A 20,042-nucleotide genomic window follows, 5' to 3' on the forward strand; every position below is an offset into this window, starting at 1 on the left:
TAACATTCTCACAAGGGCAGTTCTATTATGGCAGTCGGAAAAGAGATACGTACTCAGATTTCGAGCATTAACAATACGCGTAAAATTACTCGTGCTATGGAAAAAGTAGCTGCAAGTAAAACGCGTAAAGCTCAGGATCGTATGGCCGCTTCTCGTCCGTATGCGGAACGAATTCGCCAAGTAGTTGGTCATTTGGCCAACGCGAATCCTGAGTATAAACACCGTTACCTTACCGAACGTGAGGCGAAGCGTGTTGGTTATATCGTAATCTCTTCTGATCGTGGTTTATGTGGTGGTTTGAACGTTAACGTGTTCAAAAAAGCCATTAGAGATATGAAACAGTTTGCTGATACTGGTGTTGAAATAGACATCTGTGCGATTGGTGGCAAAGCCGTTTCATTCTTTCGTAACTACGGCGGAAATGTAACAGCAGCCTTCACCGGTTTAGGTGATGCACCAAAAGCTGACGACTTAGTCGGTAGCGTAAAGGTGATGCTAGACGCATTTGATGAAGGTCGTATTGATCGTCTTTATGTGGTTTCAAATGAGTTCGTGAATACCATGACTCAAAACCCGACGGTTGAACAACTTTTGCCATTAAAAGCGGAAGAGAATACAGAGTTAAAGCACCACTGGGATTACATTTATGAACCGGAAGCCGTTGAAATTTTGAACGAATTATTGGTTCGCTATATTGAATCTCAAGTATATCAGTCAGTGGTTGAGAATATTGCGTGTGAACAAGCAGCTCGTATGCTTGCGATGAAAAACGCAACAGACAACGCCGGCGATATCATTGATGAATTGCAGTTGGTGTACAACAAGGCTCGTCAAGCAGCGATTACTCAGGAAATTTCTGAGATAGTCAGCGGCGCGGCAGCGGTTTAAGGTATTTAGGTATTTAAGAGGATCCGAACATGAGTAGCGGACACATCGTACAGGTTATTGGCGCGGTTATGGACGTGGAATTCCCACGTGATAGCGTGCCAAAAGTATATGATGCCCTGACCATTGAGGGTAAACAGTTGGTGTTGGAAGTTCAACAACAACTAGGCGACGGTATTGTTCGTACCATCGCAATGGGTTCCACTGACGGTATTAAACGTGGCTTGGTTGTAGAAAATACAAACAAACCAGTTTCTGTGCCAGTTGGTACTAAAACACTAGGACGTATTATGGACGTTCTAGGTAATCCGATTGACGAAAAAGGCCCAATCGGCGAAGAAGAGCGTTGGTCAATTCACCGCGCAGCTCCTTCTTATGCTGAGCAGTCTTCTAGCAACGAATTGCTAGAAACGGGTATCAAGGTTATCGACCTTGTTTGTCCTTTCGCGAAAGGTGGTAAAGTTGGTCTGTTTGGTGGTGCCGGTGTAGGTAAAACCGTAAACATGATGGAACTTATCCGTAACATCGCAATCGAGCACAGCGGTTACTCTGTATTTGCTGGTGTTGGTGAGCGTACTCGTGAAGGTAACGACTTCTACCACGAGATGACTGACTCGAACGTAATCGATAAAGTATCTCTAGTATATGGCCAAATGAACGAGCCACCAGGTAACCGTCTACGTGTTGCTTTGACTGGTTTGACTATGGCTGAGAAGTTCCGTGACGAAGGTCGTGACGTACTTTTCTTCGTAGATAACATCTACCGTTACACGCTTGCGGGTACAGAAGTATCTGCATTGCTAGGTCGTATGCCATCTGCGGTAGGTTACCAGCCTACACTTGCTGAAGAGATGGGTGTTCTTCAAGAACGCATCACCTCTACTAAGACTGGTTCTATCACGTCTGTTCAAGCGGTATACGTACCTGCGGATGACTTGACTGACCCGTCTCCAGCAACAACGTTCTCTCACTTGGACGCAACCGTTGTATTGTCTCGTGACATCGCATCTTTGGGTATCTACCCAGCGATCGATCCTCTTGACTCTACTTCACGTCAGCTTGATCCACTAGTTATCGGTCAAGAGCATTACGACGTAGCACGTGGCGTTCAAATGGTATTGCAGCGTTACAAAGAATTGAAAGACATTATCGCAATCTTGGGTATGGACGAGTTATCTGAAGAAGATAAACAAACGGTTAACCGTTCTCGTAAAATCCAGCGTTTCTTGTCTCAGCCTTTCTTCGTAGCAGAAGTATTCACTGGCTCTCCAGGTAAGTATGTTTCTTTGAAAGACACGATTCGTGGCTTTAAAGGCATCTTGGATGGTGAGTTCGATGATCTTCCAGAGCAAGCGTTCTACATGATTGGTAGCATCGACGAAGCTGTCGAGAAAGCTAAGAAACTTTAACCATCACGCGTAGCAAAAGCGTTGTAAAACGCTTTTGCTAAGTATGACTAAGAGAGGCAACTTATGGCTATCACAGTACACTGCGATATCGTAAGCGCTGAACAAGAGATTTTTTCCGGTACGGTACAATCTCTTGTGGCTGCAGGCAGCTATGGCGATTTGGGCATTATGCCTGGTCACGCGCCATTGTTGACTACTCTGCAACCAGGTCCTGTTCGTGTGGTTAAAGAAAATGGTGACGAAGAGATAATCTTCGTGTCCGGTGGCTTCCTAGAAGTTCAACCGCACCGCGTCACCGTCTTGGCTAACACAGCCACTCGTGCAAGAGATCTGGACGAAGAGGCGGCACTAAAAGCTCAGGAACATGCTAAAGAGCTTTTGGCTAACCAAAAACCTGACGTCGACTACACTCGTGCGACAGTGGAACTAGCAGAAGCTATGGCCCGCTTGCGTACTATTCAGCAGTTCCGCGATCACAAATAAGCGGTAATGTTGAGTTTGAAGTCAAAAAAGCAGCCTAAGGGCTGCTTTTTTATTGCCTGCTATTTGAGTGGAACGTTGCTTTTTAGAGCATCTTCCATAAGGTATCGAAGATGATCTGCTGTGCTTTGGCGATGTCTTTAGATTCCAATACCACGGCAGAAGGGAAGTTGTTACTCGCTAAAGAAATAATCGCACATTTGGGCGGATAGATAGCAATATAGCTGGCGTCGACCGAACCTTCCGTTTTAATCCACTTACGTTCAGACAACTGTGCTTCTTCACCACCATCTCCAAGCGCGATCACTTTTACATTAATACCAAGCTTCACGCGTTGCTTTGTGTAGTTGGGAAAAGGGCGATACAAGAAAGGGCGAATAGGTTTAGAAGAAAACACACAATATTCTTTGTGGTCTTGTTGCGATACCACGTTTAAAATATCGCGCAAAACCCACTCTATGCCATCATCACCTTCGTAATAACGTACATTGGTTTGATGATAATCTGGCTGCTGCTGATGCAAATTAGGAATGATAGTGTTTTTCAGGTTTTCAATAGTTTTGTCTAGGCGGTTGCGTTTTTCTTCCGCTAGATTTAGCAGAATATCTGGGTTTTCAGCGGTAAATAATCGGCGTTTTCCTTTTGGAAAGTAGCTAACGATGCCTTTGCTTTGTAACTGTTTTAGCGACTCATATGCCGTGCCGCGATTGATGCCGCTGTGTTCGGCAATATCTCGAATGGAAGAAGGGCCTAACTTTAATAGAGTTTGATAAAGTTGAGTTTCTCTTGGCGTCAAACCAAGCATTTCAAAAGCTTGCTGAATCATAGGGCTCACAGTACCTGGTGATTATTTATATAAATCTTTGCATGCAAAGGTTTTTGATAGAAAGTAATTCGTCTTTGCTAGGTTCAAAGAATACACTTATTGGCATAAAAAGCGCAGGGTAGAACCTTTTGCGAGGAGATAAAAGTGACAAACGATCAACGATTTGGTGGCATTCGCCGTTTATATGGCGATGCAGCGTATGAGTTTTTTACTCAAGCACACGTTTGTGTCATCGGTATTGGTGGCGTTGGCTCTTGGGCGGCTGAAGCCTTGGCACGTTCAGGTATTGGTAAAATTACGTTGATCGATATGGACGATGTTTGCATCACCAATACCAACCGCCAAATTCACGCATTAGATGGCAACATTGGTCAATCGAAAGTCGATGTCATGGCAGAACGTATCAAGTTGATTAATCCGAGTTGCCAAGTAACCTGCATAGAAGACTTTATTACCCCTGAAAACATCTCTGATCTGCTCTCTACGCCGTTTGATTACATTATTGATTGCATTGACAGCATCAAGCCAAAAGCCGCTCTGATGGCGTGGAGTAAGAGTAACAAGCGTAAAGTCATCACAGTCGGTGGTGCGGGTGGTCAAATGGACCCAACCAAAATACTCATCGGCGATCTCGCTAAAACCGAAAAAGATCCACTTGCTGCCAAACTACGCAACTTCCTGCGACGTTATTACAACTTTACCCGCAATCCGAAACGCCGCTTTGACATTGAATGTGTCTATTCCACCGAGCAATTAAGCTATCCGCAAGGTGACGGCACGGTTTCTCATCAACGTTTAAAAGGCGATACAGAAACCAAAATGAATTGCGACACTGGTTTTGGTGCTAGCACGGTTGTCACGGCCACGTTTGGTTTTGTGGCTGTCAGTCGAGTATTGGAAAAACTGGCGCAGAAGGCGAATTAGTGAAACGAAGATCAATAATTTGAAGCAAGATGGTAACGAACGGTTTTAGACATTAGGCCGGACAGGTCACGCTTGTCCGGCCTAGATATTTGTTATTGATTAGCTGACAGTAACTGATGCACTTCATAAGCCGCTAGAACAGTAGCCGTTTGTACGTCGTGGCCGGTAATGAAGTGCTCTCCATAGATAGTTTCATCGGGATATTCAGTAATAAGCTGCATAGGAATGTCTTCTTGTTTACCTTGAGAAATCAGGCAAGGGAAGCTGTTTATTATGCGAAAGTTAGTTTCTCCTGCATGCTTTCTATAAAGCTCAACCTGTTCATTATTGAAAGCTAATACACCTGGGATTTTAATCAGCTTTAAAGTGACTAGGTGTGCGAACTCTTCTGCATAAGTTGCCCATTTTTTATCGGCGCTGTGACGTAAGATTAAGAAAAAACCTTTCGGTATAGTCCACATATCAAAACCATGAGGAACGTAGCCAGAAAGCGGGCGAGTCCATTCGTGAGATGGATAACCATGTAGGTTGATATGCAACTGTGCTTGGCTTATTTCTCGTGCTTTATGGCGGATCTCTTTTTCATAAAGTTCCCCTTTTACTCGATACTCTAAATCATCCCCTAACGCAGTATAGCGAGCTGCATGATGCATATGATGAGGGTTGTCTTTGATCAACCTCTGATGCAGAGCGTAGCCATCAGGGTTTTCTAATGGCGAGATAGTAAAGTGGCTGTCTTTTTGATGATTAAGAATTTGAGCAGCACGTAGGGTACCAACCACACCGGTTGTTTCATTGGCATGCTGTCCGCCACTGATCATGACAGGGAAGTCTGTACCTTTATGATAGCGAGCACTGACTTTTCTCCCTGTAATTGTGTTGGCGGTAAAAGTATCACCGGTTATTTTTGCTAGCTCTACTTCTACTTGCTCCATACTGATCGGAGTTTCAGCAACTTCTAGAGTCTGCTGTCCTGTTGAATATTGTATTTGATAAGGTCGTGTTTCGACTTTGATAGTGAGGTTTTTTTCAGTTGTATATCCTATCTCTGGTACGATCTGACCTGGTTTGCCCTCTCTTTCATTAGGAAGATAACCTGCTTTGGTTTTAAACCATTCCTGCAATGAAAAATAAAAATCTTCATGTAGGGCTTCACTTAAGCTGATTACTTCTTGTTTGTGTTCCAGTTTCTGCGCTTTCCAAGGTAAACATACTTGGATATTAAGCTCTTCAAAATATGGTTCGGAACCTGTCCAAGCGTATTGTGAAATAGCCCTCATACCCTCTAAGAACAAAGATTCATAATCGGTAACAAGGCGCTCGTTAAACGCTAGTTTTCCTTCCGAATCCGTTACCTTTAGCCAACCTGTTGGTGATAGATGAGTTTGGCCGATAAGATCTAGGTGCAGATGATTAGGAGCAAAAACCTTATGCTGTGTTTGTACTCCCGTCGCTGATCGTAAAATGACTTCATAACATTCACTTGATTTCGGATTGGCAATGAAATGAATGTTTGCTTTACCGACTAGAGTAGAAAGAGGATATGACTCAAGTAAAAAACGTTTCTCTGAAGCGGCTTCATGCGTAGGATAATGCACTTCAATACGTGTGATTTGGCTTGATAACACATCAATGTCTTCTAAAAAGAAGTGTAATAGCGGCTTATAGGCACTGCGTAGTTTAGCTTTTACTCCGCAATCTAATAGCGCTGCCTCAGCTTGTAAGCGATGTGTTTGATCGGCAAAGACCCAAGCTTCAATAAGTTGTCCTTGATACTCAGGCTTGCCAAATTGTTCGACTAACTTGTGAGTTGTTTGCGTAATGTTAGTGGAGAAAATATGAGTCATCGTGAAGTCCTACCGGTTGGATCAAGGCTGTCACGAAGCCAATCTCCCAAAAGGTTCAATCCTAGAACGGTTAACAAGATAGCAAGGCCCGGGAAGACGCTGACCCACCAAGCATTTTGAATATAAGTACGGCCATCAGCGAGCATACCGCCCCAGCTTGGCGTTAATGGATCAACACCAAGACCTAGAAAGGTCAAACTACTTTCTAGCAAGATGTTGTTTGCCACATTAAGCGTCATTAAAACAATGACGGGACCAATAAGGTTAGGCAGTAAGTGACGGAACAGAATACTAAAGTGACTTACGCCAATTGCTTGTGCGGACTGGATAAACTCACGATCACGAAGAGATAGAACCGAGCCGCGTACTAATCTTGCGTACTGAACCCATTGGGAAATGATCAATAGAAAAATCATATTCGCTAAACCACCACCGACAATAGCGATAAAGGTAATAGCCAAAAGAATAAATGGCATTGCAAGCTGAACATCCGCAAAGCGCATGACAATTACATCCCAGAAACCACGATAGTAGCCTGAGACTAATCCCATAATAACGCCGAATATTACAGCGCCAGCGACAGATAAAAAGCCGACTTGAAGAGAAATCTTGCCACCAGACACAACTCGGGCCATAACATCTCGACCTAGAGGATCTGTACCAAAAAAATGGCCTACATGAGTAAACGGCTCTAGTAAGCGGGCAGATAAATTGATTTTATCGGCTCCGTGAAACAGAAAGTCAGAAAACACGACTAAAAAACAAATACTTCCGGTCAGTAAAATACCGAGAATAAACTCTAAGCTTTTATAGCGAGAAAAAGAGGCACTAAAACGATTCGCTGACATAGTGTTATTACTCCGTACGAATGCGTGGATCGATCAAGCCATACGCAATATCAACCAACAGGTTAACGCTCACGATAAGCATGGAGAGGATGGTGATAACGGCTTGCAGTACTGGATAGTCACGGCCACTTACTGCATCGAAGGCAAGAGTGCCAAGACCTGGCCAATTGAAGACGCGTTCAATAATGACTATCCCGCCTAATAGCCCACCGAATTGCAGACCAAAGTAGGTAATCAGTGGAATCGCACAATTACGCAAAGCGTGTTTATAGAGCACTTTGTTTTCGCTAAGACCTTTTGCTCTAGCGACCATTATGTATTGTGCTTGAAGGGTTTCAAGCATAGACGAGCGAACCAGACGAACATTGGTTGCAGTCAGAATAATCGCCATTGTAATAGCTGGCATTAAGAAGCTAGTAAAGCCATCCATACCACTTGGTGGTAACCACTGCAGCCAAATAGAAAATACCAAGACCAACATAAGTCCTAACCAAAAGTTTGGAAATGACAGACCAATTAATGACAAGATGCGTATGGTTTGATCAGCCCATTTACCTTTTGATACAGCAGCTTTGATACCTAGGGGAATGGAAATAGCGATAGACACAAACATAACGGATGCTGCAAGCATTAGCGTTGCTGGTAAGGATTTGCTGATAAGTTCCGATACTGGCGTTCCACCCATGAAACTACGACCAAAATCGAAGCTAAATAAGCCTTTAAGAAACTCAAAATACTGAACAAAAAAGGGCTTATTGATGCCTAGTGCTTCTCGAATTAACATCAGATCGGCTTCGGTCACACTACCTGCACCTTGAGTCAGCATCAAAGCTGGATCTCCTGTTAAACGTATAGCAAAAGCAACGATTAAGGTGACTGCAAGTAGTACAAATACTGCTTGCAGAAATCGTTTCATTAAAAAGTTCGCCATGACTTTTCCTTTTAAAAACAATGGGCATTACTCAGCGATTAATCGACTGAGCAATGCTGCTTACTTTAGTTAGCTAAGATTAAGTAGAAGAGCTTATTCGACAGTTACATCGGTTAAGCGCAAACGACTATCGGGTACAGGAGTAAAGTTCTTCACTCTTTTAGACACACCGAAAATAGCATTTAAGTTGTACAGTGGCATTTCCAAGGCGCGGTTTGCCGTGTAGTTAGCAATAGACTGCAGTATCTCTTCTCGCTTAGCATGATCTGTAATAGAACGTTGAGACTCTAATTGTTTGTCTAGCGTTGGATCGCTGTCGTATGGATTCCACTTTTCGCCTGTGTGGTACATGAAATACGCTGTATTGTCGTAATCCAGTGTCCATCCACCCCAAGATTGTTGGAACATTTCGCCTGTCTTACCTGCAGGAATAATGTCATTGAGCAGCACGTTGGTTTCATAAGGTTTAATCGTGGCGTTTAGACCGACAATTTGTAGATAGCTGGCAACGGCTTGGGAGACTTCATTAAATGTGGCGTCATTACCACGGATATCGATTTGAATCTTGGTGCCAGGTTTAATGCCTGCTTCTTTAAGAAGCTGCATGGCTTTGTTTGGATCATAAGGCAGCGGCTTCATGGATGGATCGTCACCAAATGAAATAGCACTTTGGAAACTAGCAATTTGAGCTGCTTGGCCACCTAAAATGGAATCAATGATTGCCTGACGATCTACACCATAAATCAATGCTTTACGGACTTTTTCGTCTTTGGTAATGCCATTTTTAGTATTGAAACGTAATGCGTATACCGTAGGGCTGATGGTGGTAGCCACTTTAAGATTTGGATCTTTTTCAATTGTGGTAATCATTCCAATTGGAATGGTTGGCGGAATGACCAAATCAACGCGTCCAGATTGCAGCTCGGCAACCGCCGTAGACGGTTCGCTGATAAAGCGATAATTGAGGTTTGTTAATTTCGGCGCGCCACCCCAATGGTCCGTGTAGGCCTCTAGTTTGATACCGACTTTTGGCTCGTAAGAAGCAAATTTAAATGGCCCAGTACCAACCGGATGCGTATTGAAAAAGTCTTCACCTTTTTCTTGAATGTATTTTGGCGGCACTATCATGGCACCATAACCTGCCAGCTTGGTAAGTAATACAGGATCCGCCGCTTTTAGATGGAAGTCGACGGTATAGTCATCAATGACTTCGACTGAATCAATCGCGGAATAATTAGAACGCTGTGGGCCTTTTTTACCTTCATCACCCATTAAGCGATCAAAAGTAAATTTCACGGCTGCAGCATTAAAGTCTTCGCCATCATGGAATTTAACACCTTGGCGTAATGTAAAACGAATACGCTTTCCGTCATCCAACTGCTTCCAAGAGGTAGCAAGTCCTGGTTGTAATTTTAGGTCTGGACCACGATAGGTTAAACCATCATAGATATTGGTTGCGACGGAAGCCCAATTAACTAAAAATGTGTCGATTGGGTCCCAACTTCCCGGATCTTGTGGTGAAGATACGGTTAATGTATTGGCAAAGCTTAAACTTGCAGCGGTTAAGCTGCTGGTAATAGCTAGGGTTTTTAATACCGTCCCTAATGATTTTTTACTGTTCATTTTCAACTCTCCGTTCTTTTGTGATAGTTGGATAAATTGTTATTTTTATGAAGCGTCAGCCACAAAATGTCCTGGCGCGATTTCTTTGTGTGGTAGGATGCGAGGCTCGTCTCCTACACGTCTAACAGGGCTTGGAATTTCGCCACTTAAGCGACCTAAATCACGCTTAATGGTTGGGTCAGCAATAGGCACAGCGCTGAGTAAACGTTGTGTGTAGGGATGAGATGGAGTTTCAAGAATTTGCTGGCGAGAGCCTAATTCAGCGACTTGTCCCAGATACAGTACAGCGACACGATGGCTCATTTTTTCGACTACTGCCATATCGTGACTGATAAACAAATACGCGATGCCGTGTTCTTCTTGTAGCTCCATAAAGAGGTTGATGATCTGTGCTTGGATAGATACATCAAGAGCAGATAACGCCTCATCAGCAATGATCAGTTTAGGGTTTGAGGCAAGTGCTCGAGCAATACAGATACGCTGACGTTGACCTCCTGAAAACTGATGAGGATAGCGTTTTGCGTGTTCGGCGGTTAATCCAACTCGCTCTAATAGCTCATGGACTCTTTTCTGAATGTTCTTTTCACCGCGAATTAAGTCGTGGGTTTTAATAGGTTCAGCAATAGAGAAGCCAATGGTTTTTCGTGGATCAAGAGACGCTAGCGGGTCTTGGAAAATGTATTGAATTTCCTGACGTAAACGCTGCTTATCAGCTTTACTCATTGTGGCAAATGGATTGCCTTCAAAGCTAATATCACCGCTGGTGGCTTTTTGCAGTTGTTGAATGGTTCGGCCTATTGTTGACTTGCCTGAACCTGACTCGCCGACAAGAGCGAGTGTTTCGCCACGAAAAATATCAAAGCTGACTTTTTCTACGGCATGTACACGATGCGTAACGCCGCCAAAAAAGCCTTTCTTGCTATCAAAGCGAGTTACTAGATCTCGTACCGATAACAGAGGTCCGTCATTATATCGAGCGGTATCCTGTATTTTTTCTTCACCTATTACGCGTGGATTTTCGCCATCCATCACGGTAATTGGAAAGCGTTTTGGAAAGTCTTCGCCAGCCATACTGCCTAGCTTTGGAACCGCGGATAATAAGGCTTTGGTATAAGGATGATGAGGGTTGGCAAATAGCTCTTTCACTGCGCCTTGCTCAACTTTTTTACCTTTCCACATGACGACAACGTCGTCCGCTATTTCGGCAACGACACCCATATCATGAGTGATAAAAATCACCGCCATGTCGAGCTCTTTTTGCAAGTCATTAAGGATGGTTAAGATTTGCGCTTGAATGGTGACATCAAGTGCTGTTGTTGGCTCGTCGGCAATCAACACTTTTGGACGGCAAGCTAACGCCATGGCGATCATAACTCGTTGGCGCATACCGCCAGATAGCTGATGAGGGTAACGTTTAAGCATATCTTCGGCGTCAGGGAGACGAACCATTTTTAATAGCCTGATACTTTCTTCAATGGCTTCGTCTTTGGTGACTTTTTTGTGCAAAGACAGAGATTCTGAAATTTGATCGCCAATAGTGAAAACTGGATTTAGAGAGGTCATTGGTTCTTGAAAAATCATCGCAATGTCTTTACCACGGATTGAGCGCATTTCTTTTTGCGAAAGCGAGAGCAGATCCACTTCGCCTTTTTCAGTGGAGAAGAGTATGCGACCAGTTGGGTAGCTAGCGCCGGTACTTTCAGCTAAGCGCATAATAGATTGAGACGTAACAGATTTCCCTGATCCAGACTCTCCAACGATGGCGAGTGTTCGGCCAGCCATGACAGAAAAATTAAGATCATCAATAACGCGAGATTGACCGAATTCCACCGATAAATTTTCGACGGTCAGTATTGGAGCGGATGAGATGTCTGTCACTAAATAATCCTTACTATCAAGATGCATTTGGTCCAGGCTCTATTTGTCTAATCACAACCTGTTTAAGTGAGTGTTTGGCAAACTATCTAAGCTATTTTTTTAAGTTCTTATTCTTTACCTACTTTCATAATGTTTATTTAATACGATGACTTCCACTTATATTATCGTATGCTTGATAATCAAATGTTATTGAATAAGGGGGAGGCTGTATGAAATTCAGGCAAGTAGAGGCGTTTCGTTACATCATGCTGCGAGGAACAACAGCGGCTGCAGCGGCCGAAATGCATGTCTCTCAGCCTGCTGTGAGTCGTTTACTCAGTGATCTTGAGCATTCGTTAGGTTTTTCTTTGTTCGACCGCCGTAAAGGACGACTGCATCCAACTCATGAAGCTGCTGAGTTTTTTCGTTCCGTAGAAGAAAGTTTTTTAGGGCTAGAAAAGCTCGAATCGGTAGCATCAAAAATTCGGACAAGAACACCAAGTGAGTTAAAAATAGCCAGTACGTCGGCTATTGCGACCTCTCTATTACCGCTTGCTTTGCAGGAACATAAAAAGTTCTTTCCAGAGGAACGCGTGACCATTCATACCGACAGCATGGCTGAGTTGGTGATGAAACTACAAACCAACTCAGTTGATTTAGCAATAGGGTTGGAATTGCCTCAATTAATCGGCATCGAGCGAGAGTTTATTGGTAATGCTCGATTTGTCTTTGCAGCAAGGTCTAATCATCCGTTAGCTAAAAAAGAAGTGATTTGCGCGCAAGATTTGATCGGTGAAACCGTACTTACTGTGGTCGACAGTTCGCCTGTTTATTGGAGCGAGTTAGGTGGAGTATTAAACTCCGTAAAATCACAGATTAAACAGCGTATCATGATAGACACATCACATACTGGCTATGCCATGATTGCGGCTGGTTTAGCTGTGGCGGTTTTAGAGCCTTTTGCGGCACGAGTGTGGGAAGGAAATGGTGTAGTAATTCGTCCTTTTGAGCCTGCGATTTATTATCCTTATGGACTGGCGTATCCAACAAACGCTCGACAACATAAGTCCTTATATAGTTTTACTCAGAGCATTCAAAAAGTCGCTAAAACAATGCGAGAGTTTAATAACGATTGTGTTGTTATGCAGAAATAAGAAGAGTTACTATCACTAATTATCTGGTTGCTACAAATGTAATTGGAAGGGGATCTATCAATGCACTAGCGGCGATCTGGCGTGTTTAACCGCTTGAATTATTGGCTGTTTAGCTCCAAAAAGGTCGCTGCTATTTTGTATCCAATATTAAGATCATGCCGTAATGTGTTATTGAAAATTTTAGGGAAACCTAAGATTAATAATCTAAAACAAATAGATAACGAAAAATTTTAATTCAGATATCAGTAGGGAGAATGAAGATGGATTATTGGTTGTTTTTGCTGATCTGCTTGGTAGCGACTTTTTCCCCCGGTCCAGCGGTGTTGCTCGCTATAAAGAACTCCGCTAATTTTGGTGTTTGGCAATCCATGAAGGGGATTGCAGGCAACGTTGCGGCTGTAATGACCCTTGCCAGTTTATCGGCTGCAGGGTTGGGAGCCATTATTCTTGCTTCTGATTTACTGTTTAGCCTGATCAAAGTCTTGGGTGGTTTATATTTAATGTATCTTGGAGTTAAAGCTTGGAATACTCGATATACTAAGCCTGCTCTACAAAAGGATTCTAAACCTTTAACTACAGGTAAAAAGCTTTTTACTGAAGCTTATGTGGTTGGTATGAGTAATCCTAAAGCCATTGCATTCTACACTGCCGTATTCCCTCAGTTTATCGACTTGAATCAAGCCGTCCTGCCGCAATTTTGTTTATTAGCGGGGACATTTGCCTGTTGTTCTATGGTTGGCTTGGGTCTTTATGCATTAGCAACGACATCAATTAGTCAGTATCTAGCGAGAGAGAACATTAACCGACTTTTTCATCGATTAACTGGCGGAATATTTATAGGCTTTGGATTGTCATTGATCTTGGTAAATAAAAGCTAAGTAACAGGTATTGTGAAGTAAAAGAAAAGGTATCTAAACCTTATACCGTGTTGATTTTGTTCAAAATCGCTAACACACCATTGGTTCTAGAGCTGGTTAGGTAACTTGATAAGTTAAGCTCGGCTAGCTCTGCTTTGAGGTCCATTTGTTGAATATCCGCTAGCGTTTTTCCTTCTACTAAGCTCAATATGGCGACTAATACACCGCGCATAAGTTTGGCGTCGCTGTCGGCTTTGAAGTGACGTAGTCCATCGTTTCCTTCCATGATGAGCCAAACAGCGCTTTCGCAGCCTTTTACCTTGTTGTCTTCGGTTTTTTCTTCAGCGGACAGTCTCGGTAAGGTTTTGCTTAACGTCATCAAAGCCTTAAAGGTTTCTTCTTTGCTACGGCAAGCTTGCAGCAGGGCTTTTATGTTTACTGGCTTTTGTTGTCCTAAAGAGTCTGTCATTGCTTGTTACTCGTCATTTAATAGGTCTATGGCTTCTAGAAGAACATCGCAGAAGCGATTGGCTTCTTCCATGGTGTTGTAACAGGCGAAAGAGGCACGCAAGGTTCCGGCAACACCAAGTTGTGCCATTAACGGATGGGCACAGTGGCTGCCAGCTCGAACCGCTACACCTTGGCTATCTAGGTAAGCGTTCAAATCCAAGATATGAATATTGGGTACACTTAGTGAAACCAAAGTAGTGTTTTTCTCGGGCGAATAAATTTCGATGCCACCTTCTTTATGAAGACGTGAATATACGTGCATGGCGAGGGATTGTTCCCAAGCTAATAACGCCAGACGATCCTGAGCGTTAAGAAAATCACAGGCCGCCGCCAAGCCAATAACGCCTTCGATGTGAGGTGTTCCTGCTTCCAAGCGATAAGGTAAAACATTGAACTCTGTGGCTTGATACGAAACATGACGCACCATTTCTCCACCGGTTTGGTAGGGCAGCAGAACTTCCAAAGCGAGGCTTTTACCATATAACACGCCAATACCTGTTGGACCATACATCTTGTGGCCAGAGAAGACATAAAAGTCACAGTCTAATATTTGCACATCAATAGGATAGTGCGCCACGGCTTGAGCGCCATCGACAAGGGTAAAAGCGCCTTGTTGCTTGGCATGATCGAGCATTGTTTGCAGCGGTGTGCTTACGCCGATGGCATTGGAAATCTGCGTCGCCGCAAAAATACGCGTGCGATCCGTGAAGTAGTGGCTGAATTCCGGCTCCCATTCGCCATTGGATGTTAATGGCAGAATGCGTAATCGAGCGCCAGTGCGAAAGGCCAATTGCTGCCAAGGCACCAAGTTGGCGTGATGTTCTAAACTAGTGATGAGTATCTCATCGCCTTTTTCGAGCAGATGCTCTAAACCAAAAGCGACTGTATTGATGGCTTCTGTCGCGCCTTTTGTCCAAATCACATGGCTTTGTTCTGGCGCATTAATAAAGCTTGCGATCGTGTCTCGGGCTTGCTCAAAACGGTTGGTTGCTCGGTCGCTAAGGAAGTGCGCACCACGATGAACATTGGCGTTAAAGCTTCGGTAATAGTCCTGAATTGCATCCAATACTGGCAACGGCTTTTGCGTCGTCGCTGCATTATCTAAATAGGTTAGCGGATGATCATAGGCTGACTGCGCCAAAATTGGGAATAGGTGACGAAGCGAGGAGGGGTCAAAAGCCATGAATACTCTACTTTAGGGTTGTCTACTTTGGTTTTTAACAATGGGCGGATTTTAATTGGTGATGCTAGTGGCTTAAAAGTCTGAACCAAAAGTCATGAAATCTGCGCTAAATTGGTGAAATTGTACCTTAACTCCCATCAAAATCGTGAATTATTGGGCTTTTACTTGCGTTTTTTTAAGACAACTATAATGATTGATAACAGATACTAGATGACAAACTAGAAAAGGTACAAAACGGTGGCGGATTTTTTATATAAAGGTGTGGTGGATTGGTTCTTGGATCAGATGTCACAAGAGGCCATTGTGCCCGGTGATAAAATGCCGTCCTTACGAGCTTTATCGAAACAACTGGGTCTGAGCTTAAATACGGTCATACATGGTTATGAGTTATTGAGTGAAGACGGTTGGATCGAGTCTCGTCCTAAATCTGGTTACTTTGTTTGTCACCGTAGCGAGACAAAACCGGCATTGTTATTGGCTGGCGAAGAATTACGTGAACTCGCCAAAGACGGTACTAAGCCAGCTTGGTCATGTCTTGCGCATCGAGCGGCCTTGGTTGATCAAAGCGACACTTTTTTAAGCCCTGCAGTGCGTCAGGAAGAAATCCATCTGCCTGTATTGGGCAAAGGTCATTTGGCGGCCCGTGAAGCCGTTAGTGAGCATTTAAAAGGGCTTGGTATCAAAGCTCATGCATCACATCTTTGGTTAGGGCGTTCCCCTTTAGCAATCTTCACTCAAACCGTACAAACACTGACTCAACGTGGCGATAGCGTGTTGGTGTTAACGCCTTGTGATCCGCGGATTACTACTACATTGCAAAGCTTAGGACGACAAGTGATTGCTTTGACGGCTGGCGAACGCGGTGTCGATTTAGATTTAGCGATTCGTTGCTTACGAGATAAATCCATTCGTCTGATTGTATTGCCGGGACAGTTCTCGTTTCCTGCTGGCCAGTTGGTGAGTAATTTAAGTCTGCGTCGCTGGTTAGCAATTATTGAAGAAACCAAGCTGCCAGTGATTGAGTGGGATTTGTGCTCACATTTGGCGTATCGCGCTGGATCTATGATGACCTACAAGTCACTGGATTCGTCTGATCATATTGTTTATATCGGCGGCGTGGAATCAAAAGGCGTAGATCGCTCTGCTAGCTGGTGTTTGCCTGGTAAACATCAAGCCTTGTTGGAGGGCGCTTTCTTAGGCGCTGATATGGCGTTAAGCGATGCGCAACAAATGGCCTTGAATGATGCATTACAGCCAAATAGTAAGCGCTCATTAATGAAACGCGCGAGAGAGGTTTGGGCGAATTCTGAGCGCGTTAAAGCACACCTAGAAACGCGTCTCGGCGAGCATGTTAGTTTTGCTGCTAGCAAAGGTGGTATGTCACTTTGGATGCGTTTATCGAAACCATTAGATGTTGCCAGTATGACTGCCTTGCTAGCCAGTTTCCGCCACGCGATTGTGCCCGGAGCCTTGGTTAGCCATGAAGCCGACGCTAATCATTGGTTGGCGGTGAATGTCACCTTGGACGATGTGGAACCATTGGCAAAAGCCTTGGCTGAGCATTTAGTCTTTGATGAGGTTGAGCTGATTACTGATCCTGTAGAACTAATCATTGAAGAGACTGAAGAAGAGGTTTTAGAGCCTCTTGAGGCTACGTACTTAGTTGAAGCAAACGAGCAGACAGAAGAGCTTGTCGAAGCGATAGAAAGCGATTTAGCGCAGCCTGAGAAGGAAGCTAAAAAGTCTCGTAATGCCACAACAGAACCACTTTATAACCCGATGTTGGATTTAATTAATCACGACTTTGGTTAGAGCCCAAAAAGAGTCAGGTTTTCTAGAAAATGACAAAAACAATAAAGGCCAGATTTACTGGCCTTTATTGTTTGTTCGCTAGTCTATGGCTATTGTTGGCGCGCAGCCCTGAACATATCTAGGTCTTTATTATAGATTTCGCTGTTCATATCAAAGGCACCCATGACGCTATGGAAAATATTCGCTTGGGTGCTTTGTTCTCGTGCTCTTAGTTTATCGATAGAGATATGCCTCTGATCAATAAAAGATGGCGACATCCACACAAAGAACGGCACTTTGAATTGTTGCTCAGGTGCAATGGAGTAAGGTGTTCCATGTAAATAAATACCACCTTCGCCAAGTGACTCGCCATGGTCAGATACATAAAGATAAGCGCTGGAGGTGTCTTTCAATCCTTCTAAAGTTTTGCGTAACTGATCTAAGAAATGATCGTTATATAAGATTGTATTATCGTAGGCGTTAATTAGCTCCTCTTGCGTGCAGTTACTAAGCTCGACCGAACGACAAATAGGTTTAAAAACCTCAAACTCCTTCGGATATTTACTGTAATAAGATGGTCCATGACTGCCTGTTTGATGCAGAACCACAAAGACTTTTTGTTTATCCGATTCCTGAATTTGCTCAGCCAGATGGCTTAATAACACGCCATCATAGTCGCATTCACTGCCTTCACAGTTCTTTTTCAAATCCCCTGAACTTAAATAGCTAGCTACTTTAATTGGCGGCTCCCCCCAGTTTTTGGTGCGCCAAAAAACGTCAACTCCTTGTCTTTGCAGGTAACTTGGCAAAGGTTCAAATTGCTCGGAGAAACTACCACTTGGGTTATTGTGTGAAAGAATGCATTTCACCGATTCGGTAGTGTAAGTGGCGCAAGAGGTCGCATTTTTTAAGGTAACGACATTTTCAGAAGCGGTTAGCAAAGGATTGGTTGGTTTGTCATAGCCGTATAGGGAAAAATTCTCCGCTCGTGCTGATTCACCAATGACTAACACCACAACGGTTTTTTCATTTGAACCAAAAGTCGCATCTGGTAATAGCGTTTGTACCACATTTTCTTTCGCTAACTGGTTTTGATAGCGAATCGTATTCCCTACGTAAGACCATGGCATGATTCGGCCACCTAATTGTTTGGCATGATCATCAATCCATAGCCAATGACTTTGTGACTGCCAAATCCAAGTAGACGTGACTATGACGGTGATAATGAGATGCGCGAATAATCGTATTCTTGAGGTTTTTTGAACCGATGTACGAAGGATTAACCAAGCTGGTAAGACGCCAAGCAGAATAAAATAAATGGCCAGCTTTGGGCTTAAAAATTGTCCAGATTCTGAATATTGGGTGTTAAAAATATTGCCTATCATGGTTCTGTCTAAGATGACGTTATAGGTCACCACGAAATACACTGCCAATGAGTTTGCAAGTGCAAACACCACACACACAGCTTTACCTAAGCGTCTAGATAAAATAAACAAAACATAAAGCACAAGAGTAGTGACTAGATAAATAGCGGCAAAAACAGTCATAAGAGTTTGCAAGCTATTCAGCGTAAAGCCATCTAGATTTTTTATCGAAAAAGAAAACAAAGGCCAGTTATATAGCGCTGTATTTAGTAGCGTTAGCAAAATAACAAAGCTTGAAGTACTAGGTTTTGTTCTAAAACCCTGTCTGAAGAAAGAACATAGCCCCGAAGTGAATCGGGACAAAATAGTGTGGTTACGCTTCATTTGGGATATGTATTCCTGTTGACCTTGTTTGCTACTTCGATAAAAAGCCTAGATTAAGAGAAGGCTAAATAAGAAAAATCTAGATGGAAAAATAGCTCGTGATTATTCGCCTATTAACGGGGATTTCATCATGATCATCAATCTTTCTTTTATCTTTTATTTACTTATTTCACATAAAAGTACAAACAAATACATAATTATTCATTTCTGTTTATGTCTTAAATTCGCATTTCACTTATTTTTCACTCAATGTGCATAAAATGTGGCAATCGAAGTTATATCTCTTTTTGCCAAAAGAAATGAGGGTTTTATGCGTTGTCACTTAACTAAAATGTCGACCAATTATAAATCGCTGCTAGATCAAGCGAGATCAAGCAAGGCTGTTGTTCCTCAATCTAGTATTCAAATTTTGCTTTTGGTTGCAGTTGTATTAGCAAGCACTGCCATGATTGGTAATGTTCTTGGTGGTTATCACTTTGGCTTTATGGAAATAAATAGTTTTAGCACCTACATACCTTCTTTCTTATTGGAAAATATGACGGTATTTGGAGATGGCGTATTTTTGTTGGCCCTAGTGCTGTTATTTTCTTGCCGCAATATTCGTTTTCATTGGACTGTTCTATTCACCACATTACTTGGTGCCATCGTAGTTAACTTACTTAAGGATTATTTTGCGATGCCGCGTCCACCGGCAGTGCTTGATCCTGAAACCTTTAATCTTTTGGGCAGAGCCTATAAAGCACGTAGCTTTCCTTCTGGCCATAGTTTAACTGCATTCTTATTAGCAAGTGTGTGTTTTTGCTACGTTCAAAATGCTTATGCTAAAGCGACGTTTATCCTGTTGGCGGTATTGGTTGCCTTGAGTCGAGTGTTGATTGGTGTGCATTGGCCAATGGATGTTTTAGTTGGTGGCGCATTGGGTGTGGTTTTAGGTGTTGGTGGTGTGATAATCACAGCAAAATGGAAGTTTGGTTTGTGTGCCTATGTGCACCTATTTACGCTGAGTCTGCTAGTTATTGCGTGCATTATGGTGTTTGTAGATGGCAACGATTATAAGCTCGCTTTACCTTTGCTATATGTTGTTTCAGCAGCTGCGATAGCTCGGACAGTGAAGAGTTATATTTTAGTTCGTTGATTTATATTTATAGAACTGATGTGATTTAAGTGAC

At 43.1% G+C, this 20,042-nt stretch carries 17 protein-coding genes; 8 read left to right on the forward strand and 9 right to left on the reverse strand.

Annotated features, from left to right (window positions below):
• The first annotated feature begins 27 nt into the window (after positions 1-27).
• The 3 genes from atpG to CCS02_RS07275 all read left to right on the forward strand — a co-directional run bounded on the left by atpG (position 28) and on the right by CCS02_RS07275 (position 2,777).
• On the forward strand, positions 28-888 hold the full coding sequence (atpG, locus tag CCS02_RS07265) for a F0F1 ATP synthase subunit gamma (RefSeq protein WP_072839333.1): 861 nt from the start codon (positions 28-30) through the stop codon (positions 886-888).
• Between the two features lie 29 nt (positions 889-917).
• On the forward strand, positions 918-2,294 hold the full coding sequence (atpD, locus tag CCS02_RS07270) for a F0F1 ATP synthase subunit beta (RefSeq protein WP_072839334.1): 1,377 nt from the start codon (positions 918-920) through the stop codon (positions 2,292-2,294).
• 63 nt (positions 2,295-2,357) lie between these two features.
• Complete coding sequence (locus CCS02_RS07275) at positions 2,358-2,777, forward strand: F0F1 ATP synthase subunit epsilon (protein ID WP_072839335.1); 420 nt, start codon at positions 2,358-2,360, stop codon at positions 2,775-2,777.
• An 82-nt stretch (positions 2,778-2,859) separates the two neighbouring features.
• On the opposite strand, the gene CCS02_RS07280 is transcribed toward CCS02_RS07275, so the two are convergent.
• Positions 2,860-3,600: a TrmB family transcriptional regulator gene (locus CCS02_RS07280; protein ID WP_072839336.1), complete on the reverse strand. Its 741-nt coding sequence runs from the start codon at positions 3,598-3,600 to the stop codon at positions 2,860-2,862.
• A 144-nt stretch (positions 3,601-3,744) separates the two neighbouring features.
• Here CCS02_RS07280 and tcdA point away from each other — a divergent pair, with 144 nt between their 5' ends.
• Positions 3,745-4,524 (forward strand): tRNA cyclic N6-threonylcarbamoyladenosine(37) synthase TcdA, encoded by a 780-nt coding sequence (gene tcdA / locus CCS02_RS07285; protein ID WP_100636230.1) that lies wholly within the window; start codon positions 3,745-3,747, stop codon positions 4,522-4,524.
• 92 nt (positions 4,525-4,616) lie between these two features.
• On the opposite strand, the gene CCS02_RS07290 is transcribed toward tcdA, so the two are convergent.
• From CCS02_RS07290 to CCS02_RS07310, 5 genes are all read right to left on the reverse strand, one after another.
• The gene (locus CCS02_RS07290; RefSeq protein ID WP_100636231.1) at positions 4,617-6,371 is read right to left on the reverse strand and encodes a M14 family metallopeptidase; all 1,755 of its coding nucleotides are present in this window, start codon (positions 6,369-6,371) and stop codon (positions 4,617-4,619) included.
• The gene (locus CCS02_RS07295) at positions 6,368-7,219 is read right to left on the reverse strand and encodes an ABC transporter permease (RefSeq protein WP_012072117.1); all 852 of its coding nucleotides are present in this window, start codon (positions 7,217-7,219) and stop codon (positions 6,368-6,370) included. The genes CCS02_RS07290 and CCS02_RS07295 overlap by 4 nt, the downstream gene beginning before the upstream one ends.
• 7 nt (positions 7,220-7,226) lie before the next feature.
• The gene (locus tag CCS02_RS07300) at positions 7,227-8,150 is read right to left on the reverse strand and encodes an ABC transporter permease (protein ID WP_012072116.1); all 924 of its coding nucleotides are present in this window, start codon (positions 8,148-8,150) and stop codon (positions 7,227-7,229) included.
• Positions 8,151-8,243: 93 nt separating this feature from the next.
• Positions 8,244-9,773 carry an ABC transporter substrate-binding protein gene (locus CCS02_RS07305; protein ID WP_100636232.1) on the reverse strand — a complete coding sequence of 510 codons (1,530 nt, stop codon included), beginning with the start codon at positions 9,771-9,773 and terminating at the stop codon, positions 8,244-8,246.
• Between the two features lie 45 nt (positions 9,774-9,818).
• On the reverse strand, positions 9,819-11,651 hold the full coding sequence (locus CCS02_RS07310; protein ID WP_348981526.1) for an ABC transporter ATP-binding protein: 1,833 nt from the start codon (positions 11,649-11,651) through the stop codon (positions 9,819-9,821).
• Positions 11,652-11,860: 209 nt separating this feature from the next.
• Here CCS02_RS07310 and CCS02_RS07315 point away from each other — a divergent pair, with 209 nt between their 5' ends.
• Together CCS02_RS07315 and CCS02_RS07320 are read left to right on the forward strand one after the other, a co-directional pair.
• The gene (locus CCS02_RS07315) at positions 11,861-12,784 is read left to right on the forward strand and encodes a LysR family transcriptional regulator (RefSeq protein ID WP_012072113.1); all 924 of its coding nucleotides are present in this window, start codon (positions 11,861-11,863) and stop codon (positions 12,782-12,784) included.
• A 260-nt stretch (positions 12,785-13,044) separates the two neighbouring features.
• Positions 13,045-13,662, forward strand: a complete 618-nt coding sequence (locus CCS02_RS07320) for a LysE family translocator (RefSeq protein WP_100636234.1) — start codon at positions 13,045-13,047, stop codon at positions 13,660-13,662.
• 40 nt (positions 13,663-13,702) lie between these two features.
• On the opposite strand, the gene CCS02_RS07325 is transcribed toward CCS02_RS07320, so the two are convergent.
• On the reverse strand, positions 13,703-14,110 hold the full coding sequence (locus CCS02_RS07325) for a SufE family protein (protein WP_100636235.1): 408 nt from the start codon (positions 14,108-14,110) through the stop codon (positions 13,703-13,705).
• A gap of 6 nt (positions 14,111-14,116) precedes the next feature.
• Positions 14,117-15,334 carry an aminotransferase class V-fold PLP-dependent enzyme gene (locus tag CCS02_RS07330; RefSeq protein ID WP_100636236.1) on the reverse strand — a complete coding sequence of 406 codons (1,218 nt, stop codon included), beginning with the start codon at positions 15,332-15,334 and terminating at the stop codon, positions 14,117-14,119.
• Between the two features lie 237 nt (positions 15,335-15,571).
• Here CCS02_RS07330 and CCS02_RS07335 point away from each other — a divergent pair, with 237 nt between their 5' ends.
• A complete protein-coding gene (locus CCS02_RS07335) occupies positions 15,572-17,146 on the forward strand; it encodes a GntR family transcriptional regulator (RefSeq protein ID WP_100636237.1) in 1,575 nt (524 codons plus the stop codon).
• 89 nt (positions 17,147-17,235) lie between these two features.
• On the opposite strand, the gene eptA is transcribed toward CCS02_RS07335, so the two are convergent.
• Complete coding sequence (gene eptA / locus CCS02_RS07340) at positions 17,236-18,873, reverse strand: phosphoethanolamine--lipid A transferase EptA (RefSeq protein WP_100636238.1); 1,638 nt, start codon at positions 18,871-18,873, stop codon at positions 17,236-17,238.
• Positions 18,874-19,183: 310 nt separating this feature from the next.
• Between eptA and CCS02_RS07345 the strand changes: the two genes are divergently transcribed.
• Entirely contained in the window at positions 19,184-20,008 is an 825-nt protein-coding gene (locus CCS02_RS07345; protein ID WP_100636239.1) for a phosphatase PAP2 family protein, read from the forward strand.
• Positions 20,009-20,042: the final 34 nt, after the last annotated feature.

This window comes from Marinomonas sp. ef1 (assembly GCF_002806845.1).
Classification (GTDB): domain Bacteria; phylum Pseudomonadota; class Gammaproteobacteria; order Pseudomonadales; family Marinomonadaceae; genus Marinomonas; species Marinomonas polaris.